A 15084-nucleotide genomic window follows, 5' to 3' on the forward strand; every position below is an offset into this window, starting at 1 on the left:
TCTATTCCAAGGAATGCGACTGTCATTTCCCTCTCCATTCTGCTGCGTCACACCCGCAACGTTGCTGATGGCGGGAGAGACATCCATCCCATTAATTGGCGCGCGAAGTATGGCGGCATGGATGCGTCCATGATCAGCCAAATGAAGAGCTTGGAATGAGGCGGATCAGCAAACAGTCCGGGGGACTGTTTCCCCGCCGAATGTGAACCGCCGGCTGAAGCGCATATTCGCGGATCTGAGCATGCAGGCTGATCTGTTGAAGGAAGCCTTGGGAAAAAAGTGACCGGGCCATCTCAGCGACGCGAGATGGCCGCCAAGGCCGTAAAACACCGAGGGGTCAGCATCGCACTTGCCTGTCGAACATTCGGTGATCGGAAGGGGACCGTGGCCCCCGGTGGGGCCGCGTAAGCCCCTGTAGATGAGACGTGCTATCGCTACAGCCCGCTGCTCAGCGATGAGAACGAGGTGATTGCCGATCTGCTAGTCGGCCTGACAAACGCGCGCAAGACGTGGGGGTTCCCGAGGGCATCTGATCCGGACCGGCGACATCGCGCGAATGATGGCGTTCTCATCAATCTGACCGAAGCCGTCGCTTGGGCACTATTTCAGCAATAGCCGTCAAAGGATACCTTGGCGGCCGATGGCGCTTCTATGGATTGGACGACTCGAGAAACGCGCGCGGGTGTCGTGCATCGTCGGCGATTTCGGTCGTAGCTTGTGTCAGCGTTCGCATTTCGGGGGTAGCTCATAGTACCACTTGCTCCGCGACCGCTATTCCATCACCGCGGGGTCATGGCTGCCGTTGATCGGCGTCTTCGGGCGGCGCAGGAACAGCGCGATCGGCAAGACCGCGACGGTCAGGATCAGCAGCAGGAGGAAGTTGTCGAGATAGCTGATCATCGCCGCCTGCTGGGCAACCAGACCGTCGATCATCGTCACGGACAGGGGGTCGCCGGTCAGCAGTTGAGGAAATTGCATCCGCACCTGCGGCGCCGCGGCCGTCAGGCTCGCGGCCATGTCCTCGTGGTTGACGCTGTTCATGCGGGCGAGGACCGTCGTCACGAGCGAAATGCCGACGCCGGATCCCACGTTGCGCACGAGGCTGAACATCGAGGTGGCGTCGCCGCGCAGGTCCGTCGAGATCGTGGCGAAGGCCAGGGTCGACAGCGGGACAAATACAAACCCCAGACCGAAGCCCTGCATGACTCCGGTCATCATGATCGGATTGGCATTCATCTGAAGATCGAAGCCGGACATCATGTAAAGCGAGACGGAGGTCAGGCCGAGGCCGAAGAAGATCAGCACCCGCAGGTCGAAAAGCCCCACCAGCCGGCCCACGACGATCATCGACAGCATCGTCCCGACGCCGCGCGGCGCCATGACCAGACCGGTCTCGATCACGGGATAGCCCATCAAGCGTTGCAGAAGAGGTGGCAAAAGGGCCAGGCCGGAAAACATCGTCATCCCGATCACGAAGATGAAGATCAGCCCCATGACGAAGTTGCGATCCTGGAACATCCGAAGGTCGATGAAAGGGGTGTCTGCGGTCATGCAGTGGATCACGAAGACCCAGAGCCCCGACAGGACCAGACCGGTGTAGAGCCAGATCTCGGCGGACTGGAACCAGTCCACAGCCTGACCCCGGTCGAAGGCCATCTGCAGGGAGCCGACGGCGATCGCCAGTGCGGCGAAGCCGAACAGGTCGAACCGGCGCCGGCGCGTCTCCTGTTGTGGCATGAATGCCAGCACGCCCCCCAGCGCCAAGAGTCCTACGGGAATGTTGATGAAGAAGACGTAGCGCCAATTGAAAACCTCTGTCAGGTAACCGCCCAGCGTGGGGCCGATGATCGGCCCGACCATGATCCCGGCACCGTAGATCGCCATCGCCTGGCCGATCCTTTCGCGGGGATTGATGTCCAGCAGGACCGCCTGTGCCAGCGGGATCAGGACCGCACCGAAGAAGCCCTGAAAGATGCGGAACAGCACCATCTCCTCCAGACTGGTGGACAGGCCGCAAAGAATCGAGAAGGCGACGAAGCCGGCGATCGCGCCCGCAAAGACCATGCGCCGCCCGATGCGGTCCGCGACCCAGCCGGTCAGCGGCGTCGCAATGGCCGAGGCGACGATGTAGGACGTCAGGACCCAGGTGATCTCTTCCTGCGTGGCGCCGAGGCTGGCGGCCATGTGCGGCAGAGCGACGTTGGCGATCGTGGTGTCGAGCACCTGCATGATGGTCGCCAGCATGATCGACGCAGTCAGCCAGCCGCGGGCCTTGACCTCGATATTGGGTCGAGAAAGCGTGACGGGCGGTTTCACCGCAGGTCGTCCAGATGCGAATGACCGGTATCGACGGAGACCGTCGCGCTCATGCCGTTGCGCAGCGGAACATCGCCGGTGTCGTCCAGCGACACCCGGACCGAAAGCCGCTGCACGACCTTGACCCAGTTCCCGGTCGCGTTCTGCGTCGGGATCAGCGAAAACTGCGACCCGGTGGCCGATCCGATACTTTCGACCTTGCCGTGCAGTTCGGCATCGGGATAGGCATCGACCTCTACTGTCACGGGCTGACCGACGACGATGCCGCCCAGTTGCGTTTCCTTGAAGTTCGCGTCGATCCAGGTGTTGTCGGACTGCACGAGGGTGGCGATCTGACCACCGGCGGCGACGTGGTTTCCAACATTCAGGCTGCCGATCTGTGCGACGATCCCCGGCACCTGCGCGGTGATCCGGGTATTGTCCAGATTGCGCGCCGCTGCGTCACGACTGGCCAGCGCCGCACGGACCGCGGGCGTTGCATCGGTATCGATGTCCGGATCGCCGCCCAGTCCGGCGGCGGCGGCATCGAGCTGGCTTTGCGCCACCTGAACGCTGTTTTCGGCAGATTGCGCCGCGACCGATGCCTCGTCCAGCGCGGCAGGCGTGCTGAGACCCCGATCCGCGAGCGATTGCTGGCGTTCCAATTCGCGTTGCTTGATCTCCATAATGCTGCGGGCCGCGTCCAGTTGCGCACGGGCCGTCTGGTAGGCAGCGCGCAACTGCCCCACGGATTGCCGCGCGCTGGCCAGCGCCGCATTCGCTTGGTCCAGCGCGATCTGATAGGGTTCGGGGTCGATTGCGAACAGGGATGCGCCGACCGGGATATGTTCGTTTTCGACCACGTCGACCGCAACGATGCGCCCCGGAACGTCCGACGAAATCGCAACCATCGGCTGGTGGACATAGGCATTGTCGGTTGTGATGTAGCGCCCGCCGATGAGCCAGTAACCACCCGCCGCCAGAACCAGCAGCAGCGGCAGGGCCAGCATCAGGAGGCGGCGGCCACCCTTGCGGCCGGGCTTTTCGGCCGGGGGGGACTGCTGACCGTCGACCGTCGTGATCGTGGCGTCCTGCGCAGGTGTCGGGACGGGCTTGATGCGATTTGTGGCAGCGCTCATGGATTTGATCCTTGGTCGGACGTTCAGCGGTTTTCGAGGTTTTCAGTCATGCGGGTCAGTGCGCGGGTCAGGGTATCGACATCGGAGGCCGGGATGCCGGCCAGCGCCTTGTCGAATACGCCGTCGGCTACGGCCTGCATCTTCAGGACGACGGAGGTTCCGGCCTGTGTCAGGACAAGCCGTTTCGCGCGGCTGTCGTCGGGGTCGATCTCTCGCCGCAGCAGTCCCGCCAGTTCCAGTCGCTCGGCGACATCGCTGATCGTCATCGGAGAGACGTTGATGGCTTGACCAAGATCCGTCTGTCGCGCGTCGCCTTCGCGGTGCAGATGGCCCAGCACCCGCCATTGCGTCAGCGTCAGTTTATGAGGACGTGCCGCACGTTCGAATTCCCGCTTCATCGCCGCGGCCGTTTCGTGCAGCAGAAGACCAAGGCGTTTCACGATCTGCATTCCAGTATTTCATTCATACGGACCGATATAGTAAAGGTTCGTATGATGTAAAGGTGACGGGGCCGAAAAAGCCGCCGAAGCAATTCTGTCAGGACATACGGTCCTGCATCCAGATCGCCAGAAACGCCTCGTTTTGGGCTGCTGTCTCCCGTTGATCGCGGCGACGCTTGCGCTGCTCCGCCCGACGAGCGGCAATCATGTCGAGGCGTTTCGCATCGGAAAAGAGATCGTTCAGGCGTTGATGCACGCCGGCGCTGCTTTCCCGAAGGCGCGTCGCTTCGGCGTCTTTTCCGCGAATGGTTTCAGAGACGTTTCGAATGAAGGCAGAGCGGAGGCGTGCGCCTTCGAGCCCGTCGCTCTCTCCGCTTTCGTTGATATGATCCAGCAGGTCTTTCCGCTCGGCCTCGATCCGTGCAAGTGCGCTGTTGACCGCGGCCATCTGCTGCGCCACCGCTTCAATCTCGTGTCGTTTCAGCCGTGAAAGCACGGCAAGGCCGTCGCGACGGCGGTTCGTCATTCCTCGGGCTCCCGTGCGTAAATGACCAGCCGGCTTCGCATGGCCGCCAGAATGGCAGGATCGAGTATCGCTATGCCTTCCGGTGGGGGCACGTGACCCGCGATGCCATGGCGCTGCATGGATGTCGGCAGGGGCGGTGCCGTCGGGTCGGCTGTGTCTGCCGCCGCTGCGGGAGCGTGGTCGACGGCAGGGTCCGACCCGGCGGCGAAGGCCGGAAGCGCCAGAACCCAGACGCCGGCGATCAAGCCGAGACGTGCAACCGTCATACCGCCGGCAATTCCCGCTGCGATGCCTCGACGCTCGAGAAGTTGGGTTGCTTCATGGTCGGGATATTGCCGCGGCCCAGTTCGATGCAGACGCCCGGCGCGTAGCCGGAAACGATGGCCACGATGATGTCGCGGATGACGGTATAGATCGCGCCGTCCTCCTCCTCGATCTGCTCCAGCCGGCCGGCGATGGGCTGCACCATGCAATAGGCCAGGAACACGCCAAGAAACGTTCCGACCAGCGCGCCGCCGATCATGGCCCCCAGAATTTCCGGTGGCTTGTCGATCGACGACATCGTCTTGATCACCCCCAGAACGGCGGCGACGATTCCGATCGCAGGCAGACCGTCGGCCATGCTCTGGATCGCGCGGGCCGAAATCAGGACTTCGTGGTGGTGGCGCTTGATCTTGCGGTTGATGACGTCTTCCATTTGATGTCGGTCGTCGAATTGCATCGACATGATGCGAAAACTGTCGCTGATCAGGTCGGTGACGAAATGGTCCTTCATCAGCTTGGGGTAGCGCTGAAAGATCGGGCTGGTTTCCGGATTCTCGATGTGCTCGTCCATCGCGACGATGCCCTTGTTTTTGTACAGACGGGCCAGCTCGTACATCAGGTTCAGCAGGTCATTGTAATCGCTGGCCTTCCACCGCGGGCCCTTGATGACGCGGACGACCCCGCCGATGGACGACTTCAGGACAGAGAAGGAATTGGCGATGACGAATGCCCCGAGGGACGCGCCGCCGATCATCATGCCTTCGTAGGGGAGAGCGTGAAGCACGATTTCCATGTTGCCGCCGGACATCATGAAGCCGCCGAAGACCAATCCGAAGACCATGACGAGACCGATAAGGAGTGTCATTGTTTCTTCACCTCTCTGCAGAAACTATCCATAGTTTATCCTTGAGTATAACGCCTGAAGCAAGTATTATATTCCAAACAGCATGGATTTATCTGATGCATAGTCATTTGCCAGACGAGGGTGCGGAGTTGGATACGGCAGATACGGCGCCCGATCCGGATGCCTTCGTTTACTTTGTCGATCCGGAAGAACTGGCGCTTCTGTCGCCCGGTTGGCCAGAAGAGATGCGCTTGCTGCTTTGCATGGATGCGACGGGCCTGTGCGAATTCGTCGTGTTCCACGACGAGGAAGAGCCACGGATCTTTGGGCGTGTCACAGAGATCCTTGATCGCCCTGTCGGGGCTTTCGCTGTCAGCCCGCAGGTTGAAGGATACCCGACGCGCCGACTTCTGTTCTCGGAAGAAAACGCATTGCTGAAGTCCATCCAGGACAGCAGCAGTCTGCGCGAGACGGCAGAGGACTATCTGATCAACTACAATTTCGCCCGCGAGGAAAGTCTGGACTTCGAAAAGCTGATGCGGACCCGACGCGTCGACGATGACAGCCTTGCCGCGCGGGTGCGGACGGACAAGATCTTTGCGTTCGGTTCCAGGAACGCGCCGAAGAAGCGCGCACCCCAGTCGAGCCCTCCTGCCGGGTATCTGTCGACCGAGGAGCTTTCCGGCGACGAGAGTCATTACGTCAGTCTGGAGATGTGGCTTGTCGGTGGTCGTGTCCGGATTGCAAGGAAGGTCGACTTTCCCCTGCCTGCGGTGCCGACGCTTGTGCGGGAAATTGCCCTGCGAGACGACTTTTCATCGATCTACATTCCGCGCAACATCCTGCCGGCGCGCTGGCATCCGAAGGATGACATGATCATCGATATCCCCATCGAACTTTTTCCGGCAGGGTTTGCGGACAATTGCGGCCGCCGCAAGGTGCAGGTCGCGGTGATGCCGCGTGGCGTGTTCGTCGAATTCGGCGCGTTGATCCCGGCAGAGGTCGATGCGAAGCCGGATGAGCCGGAGGATGATTTCGCGATTCTGCCGCGCCAGACCGGCCTGCGGGCAAAGCTGAAGAAGAATTTCCACATTCCCTTGATCGCCGTCGCCGGGCTGACGGTGGCCAGCTTTTTCAGCATGGTGTTCACCCAGGCGGTGGCGTCCGAAACCGCGGCCCGGGATGCCGCCCGGCCGGTGGAGCAGGGCGTCGTTGCACACGTCCGGCCTTGATCTGCCAAACGCTCAATTCAGCACAGCTGGGCGGAAAGATGCTTGGCTATACTTGTATTGTTTCAAAGATAGACCGAATCGTGCTATCGAAGGCAAACGAAGGCGGATCATGTCTTTGTAATTTGTATGACTGAGCATTCGGTTTCGGTCGGTATGAGAGTTGCAGAAGGCACACTGAACTTTTCGAGGATGTTGACGCTATGCCAACTCATTCCATGAAGAACGTCCTGAACGAGGACGCGATTGCCACGATCGTCGCCGGCTTCGCCAGCCGGTCCGATGTTTCGATCGATGATATCATCACGCTGGTCGCGCGGCTTCAGGCTGGCCCGGTGGAGGCGGCCAAGACGCAGGCCGGCAGACTGCTGGCGGTCCCCGCCATTCCGACAGAGCAGGCCATGACGCCGGACACGATCTATTGCCTGTGCTGTGGCAAGGGATTCAAGATGTTGAAGCGGCATATCGGCGCCGAACATGGCCTGAGCGAAGAAGAATACCGCGTCATGTTCAATCTGAATGCAGATGTGCCGCTGGTCGCGCCAAGCTACAGCAAGCGCAAGGCCGACTATGCCCGGCAGTCCGGTCTTGGGACATACAGCCGCGAATCCGCTGACAGGAACGCCGAAATCAGCTGAAAGGCTGTCTGACGCCTATGTGAGGACGTGGTTTTGAGCAATAAGAAGAACGCCATAATCATCATCAAGCGGTATGATGAGGACGGTGGGCATGCGCATCATGGCGGCGGCTGGAAGGTGGCCTATGCCGATTTCATGACCGCGATGATGGCATTCTTTTTGCTGCTTTGGATCCTTGCCGCCTCTGACGAGGAAAAGCTGCGCGGTCTGGCCAATTACTTTACGCCGACCCTGTCCGACAATGGCGCGTCATCCGACGGGGCGAACGACCTGCGGCCGCTTGTTGCGCCCGGGATCCTGACCGGGGCCCAGGATGTCACGGGTTCGGTCGCGGTACCAAGCTTCGGGCGCGACAATCCGATGATGGTGTTCGACAGCCGGCTTCGCGACAACCCGCCAGAGGTCGTGGTCGAATATCTGGAAAGCGAGGAGCCGTCGGACCCTGCCGACGCTGCGGCTGGCAAGGCCGCTGAACAGCGCCAGCAAGAGATCGACCGGATGGCCGACGAGATCGCGGAACGGATCAACTCGGACGCTGCTCTCAGCGATCTGGCCCGCAATATCCGTCTGGAGAAGTCGGCCGGTGCGTTGACGGTTCAGGTTCTGGACCAAGATGAACGGTCGCTTTTCGACAGGGGCAGCGCCGTGGTCAGTGCGAAGACCCGCGAGCTTTTATTAGCGATCGGCGATGTCATCGCGGCACAGGATCAGCCGGTCGAAATCGTCGGCCACACGGATGCCGCCACCTATGGCAGTGACGCGGGCTATACGAACTGGGAGTTGTCGGCGGATCGCGCCAATGCGACGCGGCGAACCCTGATCGCTGCCGGGATCGCCCCGGCGCGGTTTGCGCGCATATCTGGAGTCGCTGACACGCAACCGATTGATACGGTCGATCTTCTGGCGCCGGAAAATCGACGGATCTCGATCAGGTTGGTCTTTGATGCGGACTGAACGCCGCTGTCATTCAATTTTGCAATTTTGCAACAACCCTGACAAAGCTCGGCATTCCCGACAAGGCTGTTGACGCATTCGGACCTGCAAATTAACGATTGGTGCGTGAGCAAGTTCCAAGCAAAAATAAAAAATTATAGCTTGGGTTTAACAAGGACAGAATGTCCGGAACGAGGCGGTAAATGCAGGAAGAGAAGCTTACGCAGAGCATCTGGAAAGGTGCGTGCTGTGTAGATCGCGCAGACGATTGTAACCAGTTGAAGTTGTTGATCAAGACGCTTGTCCCGGTCGAAACGTCAGTATTTCAAATTCAGGGTTGGTCCGGTCACCCATCCGTGATGGCGGACGACATTGAATGCATTCCGGGCATCACTCTTGGCGATGTCCTTGCGGAAGAACTGGACGCCTGCGTACCCTACGGCTCGCTCGTCATCATCCGGAATGAAAACGCATTTTCCGATATCTCTCACGCTGTCGGCACGATCGTCGGAGAGATGCTGTTGCATGTCGTCTGCCGCGGTGTGTTCCCGCTTGCGGAAGAGGATAGCGTGCTTCACACCCTGGGAATGGCCTATTGCAAGGCTGTGCAGGCGGACGCAATCACGCAGCTAGGCCTCGACCCCGCTGCATTCCGCGCTGGCCTGACTGCGGTACTTGCGAAGTATTGGGGGCATCCAGCAGATGCGGACGACTTCTTCCTTGATACGCCAGTTGCGAACCTGTGCGAGCAGGGGCGTGAGCATAGCGTCGTGAACAAGATGGCGCAGTCGCTGGCGGCGCTGATGAAGTTCGATTCGAAGTTGATGCTGAACCAATGTACCCTGCGGCTCAAGCTGCTGGTGAACGACGGTCTCGACTATGTCTCGCAGTCGACGGTGCGTGGCAATGTCGGCATTTCCTGATAATTTGGCGACTGAACTGGACCGTTTGCTCGTAGGCACACCATGATGTCCTTCGCCTTGCCGGCCGCACCCGTGCAGCCAGCAGCGAATGGTGCGACTGCATTGCAACCCGGCCAAACGCTTCAATTCGCGGCGCTGGTGCAGCAGGCGGCTGGGACGTACCCGGCGCCGATCCTGCTTGCGCCGGTTGCAACCGGACTGGATGGCATAGCCCAAACCAGCGAAGTATCTTCGGACTCCTTCGACGTGACAACAGCCGAAGGGCTGATGGCATTGCTGACCCAAACGATCGCCGACCTTCAATCGACCGGCGAGGATGTGAAGCCCAAGGAAGTCCTGGCCGCGTTTGCCGCCGCACTTGGTGAAACGGGGTCTGCCGGTTTCGGGGATCTGGATACGGTGTCGCAATTATCCGACCCAGAGCTGGCAATAGACCTGCAGAATATCGTGTCGCAGGCCTTTCCCGTTCCCACGACTGTCACGCAGCTTAGCGTTGCCTTTGCCGGAGTACCTGCGGTCGCGAGAGAGATGGCGGTCGCGCCTTCGGTTGCTAAGCCGACGGAACAGGGCGCAGCAGGGGTATCGCGCGGAGAGACGACACAGCAGCCGGCGACGTCGGAAAATGTTCAGGCTTTGGCTGCCATCCAATCTTCTGAGGTGTCAGGTGCGGAGGGTCTGAAAGGGCCTCAACCGGAGCCTGCGGCTGCTTTGCCTAGGATTGTTGCGGTTAATACCGCCGGCACCGTGCCGGATAGTTTGCCGCGCGATGTTGCTGTTACGGCGTTGCCGCAAGTCCAGGTGCCGCAGGACATGCATCGGATTGCCCCGACCCCGATGGCTGCACCGCATCACGCACCGTCACCCGACGACCAGCTTCGCCAGCATGTCGGCCAGCAGATCCGCACAGCGGATCTGGGCGATGCGAAGTTTCGCTTCTCTCTGTCCCCCTATGGCATGGGTGATATCGAGATCGAGGTGGTACGGACCGAAGCAGGACGCGTGCAGATCGCCATGACGGCGGATTCGCCGTCGGTTCTTCACGTTCTGCGGCACGACAAGGACCAGCTTCTCGATGCCTTGCAATCGCGCGGAATCTCGATGGACACCGCCGATCTGGATTTCCAGACCTTCGACGATCGCGGCCGGCAGAGCCAGCAAAGGACCCCGGCTCCGATGCGGACCAATCTATCCATCGAACAGGATGTGGATGCTGCATCTGCCCCCGCGACGCGGGTGGCCGGCGGCTCTGGCCTGCTCGATATTCTGACCTGAAAGGCAAGGGCGATGATCAGCAGCACTTTGGCCAGCGGCCTGACCGGCACGACGACCCAATCGGAATCACAGACAGCCTCGGTCGAGCTCAAGGAAAGCTACAGCAGTTTCCTGAAACTGCTGACCGCCCAGATTTCGAATCAGGACCCTCTGGAGCCCGTCGACTCGACGCAGTTCGTTTCGCAGCTTGCCCAGTTGACGCAGGTCGAGCAGAGCATCTCGACCAATGCCAACCTTGAATCCATCAGCGGCATGCTGGCGACCATGGGCGGAATGTCCGACATGCAGATGATCGGCCGCGATGTCGTGGTTCCTTCAAGTCAGGTGCGCATGACCGAAACCGAATTCCCGCTTAGCTACGAGGTCGAGCCGGGCGCGTCAGAGGTCAAGATCCGGATCTATTCCGAAGAGGGCAGTTTGGTCAGGGAGTTGACCGGACCATCCATCGTCGACGGTCAGGCGATCGACGTGGCATGGGACCGCCGCGACGCGGTTGGGTTGCCGACGCCGCCGGGGATTTTCAGGGTCGAGGTTGCCGCCATGGACGCAAATGGTGATCCGATCGCGGCGACCGCCTTGACCAAGGCAGCGGTCGAGCGCGTGAACTTCACCGCGCGCGGACCGGAACTGCAGTTGAGCAATGGCGAGAATGTCCTGTCTCAGGTCGTGCGATCGGTGCTGTAAGGCGTCACGTTACATCCGCGCGACGTCCTGCTTGTAAAGCGAGACAAACAGCACCTCGTCGACGCCCTCGAAGTTCTTTTTCAGGAGTCCGAGAAGCATGTCAGAGACGGCATCGCTGTCGATCGCGACGCCGCGCAGAACGTTGCTTTCCGCGGCGACGTTCATCGCGGTCAGAAGCGCATCGCGAAGGCGTGTCGCTTCTTCCACCCGGGCATAGCGATCGGCGGTTTCGATGTCGGCGAGCTTCAGCGCGAAATCCGCAACGACATAGGTCACGCTGTGAAGCTTCTCGACCGGAACGGTCATCTGCCCAAGGCGGATGACCCTGCGATCTTCTGCCAGAAGATAGGGGTTCAGGGTGTCGGTTTCGCCTTTGGCATGTCCGTCAGGCGCAGCAACGGGCGACGCGTCATGTGCCGTGGCGGCGTGTCCTTCCGTACCATCCGCCGCCACGTCCGACGAGAGGTCATGATCGACGTTGTCCTGCGCGGCGGCCGGCGGGGGAACGGCTGGAATGATCGCGAGACCCGCGGCGTATCCCGTCCCCAAACACGTCAGGGGGAGGGCCACGACCGCGATTGCAATTTTTTTCACAATCGACCTTTCCTAAGAAGACATCGATTGGATTACGCAGCGATTGCGGCAGTCGTGGCCTGAATATGTGGCCGTATTGCGATTAGTAAGGCAGGATCACATCCATCGCGTCTTCGCCGTAGCTACGCTCTTGCGTGCGAGACAGGCTGCCGCGGCCACCGTAGGCGATGCGGGCCTCGGCAATCTTTTCGTAGGAGATCGTATTGTCGTTCAGGATATCGGCGGGGCGGATGATGCCGGCCATGCGCAGTTCGCGCAATTCGTCGTTGACCTTGATTTCCTGACGTCCGGCCACGACCAGCGTACCGTTTGGCAGCTTCTCGATCACGAGTGCCGCGACCTTGAGGTCGATTTCCTCGTTGCGGTTGATTGCGCCAGACCCGCTGGCTTGCATCTGCGAACTGACGTCGACGATATCGCCGGTGGGCAGGTCGCTGCGGCTGATCCCCGGCAGGATCGCTGCGATTTTCGATGCGTAGCCGAAGAAGGTGGGGAAGCCCACGGAACCGCTGCCGTCGCGCTGGCGGTCGGACGAATTGCGAAGACGGGCGCTGTCGCTGATCTTGATGAGGACCGTCACGATATCGCCGACGTCGTCAGCACGCTGATCCGCGAACAGCGGTTCCTGTCGTGCCGAGAACAGGGAAGCCTTGGCGCTGCCGGTCCGGGGACTGACGGCCACAACCGCGGGCATCGGCACCTGAATCCGGGCGACTTCCGGAATCGCGACGGCATCGACGACCAGTTCCGAGGTCTGTGGCGTGCGGTCGAACTGTTCGGCGCGGTTGCAGGCGGTCAATGCCAGCACGGATGCCGCTGCGACCACAGCGGCGCGGGGGGACAGGAATGTCATCGAAGGATCTCCACGGTTCCGTCGCCGGTGGCGACGGCAGTGACCGTTTTGTTGCTGACCAGATTTACGATACGGACCTCTTGCCCGCGATGGGCGTCGCCCAGGGCGCGCCCGGGTGAGGACAGTGAAAGAAGGCCGTCGCTGAACACGATGTCGACGCGGTCGCCTCGCGAGACGACCAAGGGCTGTATGACGGATTGCGCCTGAATCGGTCGACCCGGCGACAGCATTCGGCGAACCTGCTTGCCGATCACGTCGTCCACCGCAGTGACGATGTAGCCTTGGGCCTGACCCATCGGCAGATTTGCGGAAACCAGATCGTCCTCGCCGATGATCTCGTCCGGCAGGATCCGGCGGTTCGGCACCGGCACGGGGATCGAGACGACGGCAAGACCGCTGAGCCGCTGGACTGTCCCGGTGCTGAGCACGGCATTGACGAGGAACTTGCCCGACGGCACGTCCATCCAGAACTCCGCCAGCGTGACGACGTCGGCCTGCGGCTGCTCTGCCAGGATGACCTCGAACGCCGAATCGTCCGGCAGGTCCGCGGCATAGTCCGCGCGGGCACGCTCTTCGATCAAAATGTCGACGGGCGCAGCCAGCGCGGGCTGTGCCAGCGCCAGAAGGAACAGGCCTATGATCGCCAGAACGCGCATCAACGAATCTGGTTAGCCGAGGTCATCATCTGGTCGGCGGTCTCGATCGATTTCGAGTTCATTTCGTAGGCGCGTTGTGCCGAGATGAGGTCGGTGATCTGCTGTATGACGTTCACGTTCGATGCCTCGAGGTAGCCCTGTCGCACGAGTCCGGCACCGGGATCGCCCGGGTTCACGGTCTGCGCCTCGCCGGAGGCATCCGTGGCCAGCAGAAGGTTGTTGCCGACCGGTCGCATGCCCGGCTCGTTGATGAAGGTCGCGATACTGAGCTGGCCGAGTTCGACCGGCACCGGATCATTCTCGACATAGGCCATGACGAGCCCCTGTTCGCTGATCTCGACCGACGTGGTGTTTTCCGGAACGACGATGCCCGGATCGACCTGATAGCCCTGCATGGTCACGATTTCGCCTTCGGCGGACAGTTGGAACGACCCGTCGCGGGTGTAGGCCTGGCTGCCATCGGGCATGATGACAGAGAAATAGCCGCGCCCGTCGAGGGCGACGTTCAGCGAATTCTCTGTCGCGAGCATGCCGCCTTGTGTATTGAGGCGGACGGTGCCGACGGTCTGGACGCCAAGACCGATGTCGATGCCGACAGGGCGGGCCGTGCCCGCTTCGGACGTCAACGCGCCTTCACGCTGCATCGACTGATAGATCAGATCCTGAAAGGCCGCGCGGCTGGATTTGAAGCCCGTGGTATTCGCGTTCGCGATGTTGTTGGAAATGACGTCCACGTTGGTCTGCTGCGCCATCATGCCGGTCGCCGCGATGCCGAGTGCCTTCATCGTGTCAGTCCTTCCATGTCAAAAAGGCTCAAACGGCCTGAGATATGCGGCGCAACGTGTCGCTGCGCAAAGTGTCGGCATTGCCCATCAGGGTATTGGTCCGCTCGTAGGCGCGTTGCACGTCGATCAGTCTGGTCATCTCGCGGATCGGATTGACGTTGCTCAGTTCCAGCGCGCCCTGGACGACCTGCGTCCCTTCTGCCGGTCGGGGGGCGGCGGCGCCTTCGGGGGCGGTCATCATGTTCGACCCGATCCGCGAATAGCTTTGGATATCTGGAATCTGAAAGACGCCGATCTTGTCGAGCGGCCCGGTGCCGATGCCGGAGATCGATCCATCTTCGGAAATGCTCAGCTCTCCGATCCCGTCGGTCGGCAGCACGATGGGCGCGCCGCCTTCGTTCAGGACCGTCGCGCCCGAGGTGGTCAACAGATTGCCCTGCGCGTCGAGCGTAAAGCTGCCATCGCGGCCATAGGCCTGCTGACCTTCCGGCGTGCGATATCCGAACCAGCCATCGCCGTTCAGTGCCACATCGAGTGGATTGCCCGTCTGGGACAGTGCCCCGGCCCGCATGTCGATATAGGACCCGCTGTCGTTGACGAAGGATGCAGCGTCCTGACCGATCGGCACGTCCTTCTGCAGGTAGCTTTCGAACAGAACGTGCTCGCCCTTGTAACCGGCGGTGTTCGCGTTCGCGATATTGTTCGCCGTGATGTCCAGCTGACGCTGCAACGTCGCTGCAAGGGACAGGCCGATATAGCTGGTTTCAGTCATCTCAAGCCCTGCAATGGCAAATATAGCATGGATTATTTGTCGATTACGTGCATTATGTGATGGACAATATCAAGTATAAACTGAATTTGTTCATCCTATATGAGAAAACTGTGCGCCGTTCTTGCCATGACCTCGCTGCTGGCCTCTCCCGCCGCAAGCGAATCCGCAACGGCATTCGGGAACCTGGATCTGACCGGGTGGGGTGCACGCGATCTTCTGAAAGAGCGGCGCGCGCTC

17 protein-coding genes and 1 pseudogene are annotated in these 15084 nt (G+C 60.8%); 7 read left to right on the forward strand and 11 right to left on the reverse strand.

What is annotated here, in order from left to right:
• Nucleotides 1–96 precede the first annotated feature (96 nt).
• A pseudogene (locus BUA54_RS20585) lies at nucleotides 97–519 on the forward strand (hypothetical protein); the annotation flags it as partial.
• A 252-nt stretch (nucleotides 520–771) separates the two neighbouring features.
• On the opposite strand, the gene BUA54_RS13985 reads toward BUA54_RS20585, so the two are convergent.
• The 6 genes from BUA54_RS13985 to motA all read right to left on the reverse strand — a co-directional run bounded on the left by BUA54_RS13985 (nucleotide 772) and on the right by motA (nucleotide 5529).
• On the reverse strand, nucleotides 772–2316 hold the full coding sequence (locus BUA54_RS13985) for a DHA2 family efflux MFS transporter permease subunit (protein ID WP_245810686.1): 1545 nt from the start codon (nucleotides 2314–2316) through the stop codon (nucleotides 772–774).
• Nucleotides 2313–3434 (reverse strand): HlyD family secretion protein, encoded by a 1122-nt coding sequence (locus BUA54_RS13990; RefSeq protein WP_072857883.1) that lies wholly within the window; start codon nucleotides 3432–3434, stop codon nucleotides 2313–2315. The genes BUA54_RS13985 and BUA54_RS13990 overlap by 4 nt, the downstream gene beginning before the upstream one ends.
• Nucleotides 3435–3457: 23 nt before the next feature.
• Nucleotides 3458–3883, reverse strand: coding sequence for a MarR family winged helix-turn-helix transcriptional regulator (locus BUA54_RS13995; protein WP_072857884.1), 426 nt, complete (start codon nucleotides 3881–3883; stop codon nucleotides 3458–3460).
• A gap of 88 nt (nucleotides 3884–3971) precedes the next feature.
• A complete protein-coding gene (locus tag BUA54_RS14000; protein ID WP_072857885.1) occupies nucleotides 3972–4400 on the reverse strand; it encodes a hypothetical protein in 429 nt (142 codons plus the stop codon).
• The gene (locus BUA54_RS14005; RefSeq protein ID WP_072857886.1) at nucleotides 4397–4666 is read right to left on the reverse strand and encodes a hypothetical protein; all 270 of its coding nucleotides are present in this window, start codon (nucleotides 4664–4666) and stop codon (nucleotides 4397–4399) included. Before BUA54_RS14005 ends, BUA54_RS14000 begins: the two co-directional genes overlap by 4 nt.
• Nucleotides 4663–5529: a flagellar motor stator protein MotA gene (motA, locus tag BUA54_RS14010; protein WP_072857887.1), complete on the reverse strand. Its 867-nt coding sequence runs from the start codon at nucleotides 5527–5529 to the stop codon at nucleotides 4663–4665. Before motA ends, BUA54_RS14005 begins: the two co-directional genes overlap by 4 nt.
• On the opposite strand from motA, the gene BUA54_RS14015 reads away from it, so the two are divergent.
• From BUA54_RS14015 to BUA54_RS14040, 6 genes are all read left to right on the forward strand, one after another.
• Nucleotides 5529–6740, forward strand: coding sequence for a hypothetical protein (locus BUA54_RS14015; RefSeq protein ID WP_143155434.1), 1212 nt, complete (start codon nucleotides 5529–5531; stop codon nucleotides 6738–6740). The genes motA and BUA54_RS14015 overlap by 1 nt on opposite strands.
• Before the next feature lie 200 nt (nucleotides 6741–6940).
• On the forward strand, nucleotides 6941–7375 hold the full coding sequence (locus BUA54_RS14020; RefSeq protein ID WP_084114419.1) for a Ros/MucR family transcriptional regulator: 435 nt from the start codon (nucleotides 6941–6943) through the stop codon (nucleotides 7373–7375).
• A gap of 33 nt (nucleotides 7376–7408) precedes the next feature.
• Nucleotides 7409–8329, forward strand: coding sequence for a flagellar motor protein MotB (locus tag BUA54_RS14025; protein ID WP_425434972.1), 921 nt, complete (start codon nucleotides 7409–7411; stop codon nucleotides 8327–8329).
• 182 nt (nucleotides 8330–8511) lie between these two features.
• Nucleotides 8512–9231 (forward strand): hypothetical protein, encoded by a 720-nt coding sequence (locus tag BUA54_RS14030; protein WP_143155435.1) that lies wholly within the window; start codon nucleotides 8512–8514, stop codon nucleotides 9229–9231.
• 42 nt (nucleotides 9232–9273) lie between these two features.
• Nucleotides 9274–10503, forward strand: coding sequence for a flagellar hook-length control protein FliK (locus BUA54_RS14035; RefSeq protein ID WP_072857892.1), 1230 nt, complete (start codon nucleotides 9274–9276; stop codon nucleotides 10501–10503).
• 27 nt (nucleotides 10504–10530) lie between these two features.
• Nucleotides 10531–11187, forward strand: coding sequence for a flagellar hook assembly protein FlgD (locus tag BUA54_RS14040; protein WP_178352754.1), 657 nt, complete (start codon nucleotides 10531–10533; stop codon nucleotides 11185–11187).
• A 9-nt stretch (nucleotides 11188–11196) separates the two neighbouring features.
• Here BUA54_RS14040 and BUA54_RS14045 read toward each other — a convergent pair whose 3' ends face one another.
• The 5 genes from BUA54_RS14045 to flgF all read right to left on the reverse strand — a co-directional run bounded on the left by BUA54_RS14045 (nucleotide 11197) and on the right by flgF (nucleotide 14847).
• Complete coding sequence (locus tag BUA54_RS14045) at nucleotides 11197–11781, reverse strand: hypothetical protein (protein ID WP_072857894.1); 585 nt, start codon at nucleotides 11779–11781, stop codon at nucleotides 11197–11199.
• An 82-nt stretch (nucleotides 11782–11863) separates the two neighbouring features.
• Nucleotides 11864–12634 (reverse strand): flagellar basal body L-ring protein FlgH, encoded by a 771-nt coding sequence (locus BUA54_RS14050; protein ID WP_072857895.1) that lies wholly within the window; start codon nucleotides 12632–12634, stop codon nucleotides 11864–11866.
• On the reverse strand, nucleotides 12631–13290 hold the full coding sequence (gene flgA, locus BUA54_RS14055) for a flagellar basal body P-ring formation chaperone FlgA (protein ID WP_084114421.1): 660 nt from the start codon (nucleotides 13288–13290) through the stop codon (nucleotides 12631–12633). The genes BUA54_RS14050 and flgA overlap by 4 nt, the downstream gene beginning before the upstream one ends.
• Nucleotides 13290–14075, reverse strand: a complete 786-nt coding sequence (gene flgG, locus BUA54_RS14060; protein WP_072857897.1) for a flagellar basal-body rod protein FlgG — start codon at nucleotides 14073–14075, stop codon at nucleotides 13290–13292. Before flgG ends, flgA begins: the two co-directional genes overlap by 1 nt.
• Nucleotides 14076–14103: 28 nt before the next feature.
• Nucleotides 14104–14847 carry a flagellar basal-body rod protein FlgF gene (gene flgF, locus BUA54_RS14065; RefSeq protein ID WP_072857898.1) on the reverse strand — a complete coding sequence of 248 codons (744 nt, stop codon included), beginning with the start codon at nucleotides 14845–14847 and terminating at the stop codon, nucleotides 14104–14106.
• Nucleotides 14848–15084 lie beyond the last annotated feature (237 nt).

Source organism: Loktanella atrilutea, from assembly GCF_900128995.1.
Lineage (GTDB): Bacteria > Pseudomonadota > Alphaproteobacteria > Rhodobacterales > Rhodobacteraceae > Loktanella > Loktanella atrilutea.

Bases quoted from the DNA above. Each gene is read 5' to 3' on its own strand.
- BUA54_RS13990 (WP_072857883.1), bottom strand. From the start codon at position 3,434: ATGAGCGCTGCCACAAATCGCATCAAGCCCGTCCCGACACCTGCGCAG.
- BUA54_RS13995 (WP_072857884.1), bottom strand. From the start codon at position 3,883: ATGCAGATCGTGAAACGCCTTGGTCTTCTGCTGCACGAAACGGCCGCG.
- BUA54_RS14000 (WP_072857885.1), bottom strand. From the start codon at position 4,400: ATGACGAACCGCCGTCGCGACGGCCTTGCCGTGCTTTCACGGCTGAAA.
- BUA54_RS14005 (WP_072857886.1), bottom strand. From the start codon at position 4,666: ATGACGGTTGCACGTCTCGGCTTGATCGCCGGCGTCTGGGTTCTGGCG.
- motA (WP_072857887.1), bottom strand. From the start codon at position 5,529: ATGACACTCCTTATCGGTCTCGTCATGGTCTTCGGATTGGTCTTCGGC.
- BUA54_RS14020 (WP_084114419.1), top strand. From the start codon at position 6,941: ATGCCAACTCATTCCATGAAGAACGTCCTGAACGAGGACGCGATTGCC.
- BUA54_RS14030 (WP_143155435.1), top strand. From the start codon at position 8,512: ATGCAGGAAGAGAAGCTTACGCAGAGCATCTGGAAAGGTGCGTGCTGT.
- BUA54_RS14035 (WP_072857892.1), top strand. From the start codon at position 9,274: ATGATGTCCTTCGCCTTGCCGGCCGCACCCGTGCAGCCAGCAGCGAAT.
- BUA54_RS14050 (WP_072857895.1), bottom strand. From the start codon at position 12,634: ATGACATTCCTGTCCCCCCGCGCCGCTGTGGTCGCAGCGGCATCCGTG.
- flgA (WP_084114421.1), bottom strand. From the start codon at position 13,290: ATGCGCGTTCTGGCGATCATAGGCCTGTTCCTTCTGGCGCTGGCACAG.
- flgG (WP_072857897.1), bottom strand. From the start codon at position 14,075: ATGAAGGCACTCGGCATCGCGGCGACCGGCATGATGGCGCAGCAGACC.
- flgF (WP_072857898.1), bottom strand. From the start codon at position 14,847: ATGACTGAAACCAGCTATATCGGCCTGTCCCTTGCAGCGACGTTGCAG.